The 517-nt window shown below is 76.6% G+C and carries 1 protein-coding gene; it reads left to right on the top strand.

Annotation, left to right across the window (positions count from 1 at the left end):
• Positions 1-517 (top strand): ATP-binding cassette domain-containing protein (locus NZN28_RS14610; protein ID WP_295399396.1); only part of this gene is annotated, 517 nt, incomplete at both ends.

The raw sequence follows: 517 nt of genomic DNA on the forward strand, positions 1-517 counted from the left end.
CCTCGACCGGGCGGCGATGCGGCGCCGTCCCCCGGAGCTCTCCGGCGGCCAGCCGCAGCGCGTGGCGATCGCCCGCGCCCTGATCCATGGGCCGGCGCTGCTGCTGGCCGACGAGCCCACCGGCAACCTCGACACCGCCACCGCCGACGAGGTCTTCGCGCTGCTCGCGCGGCTCAACGCCGAGCGCGGACTCACCATTCTCGTGGTCACCCACGACCCCCGCCTCGCCGCGCGGACCGCGCGCGAGATCGAGCTTCGCGCCGGGCGGATCGTCGGCGACCGCCGCCGCGCCGCGCCGCCCGCGGGCGCGCAGCCCTTAACGGCGCCCCTCTCGGCTGGGCGGCAGCCCATCGTCCGGCCCGGAGCGCAAGCCCCGGCCGGAGGGGCGGATCACGGCCCCTCGAAGCCGTCAGCGAAGATGTTCGGCGGCGGGGTGCTGGTGCAGCCCTGGATCCGGATGTCGTCCACATACCAGCCCTCGCGGGTGACTGAGCTGTCGGTGGCGAGCCGCCAGCGC

It is taken from the genome of Meiothermus sp. (assembly GCF_025056915.1).
GTDB lineage: Bacteria > Deinococcota > Deinococci > Deinococcales > Thermaceae > Meiothermus.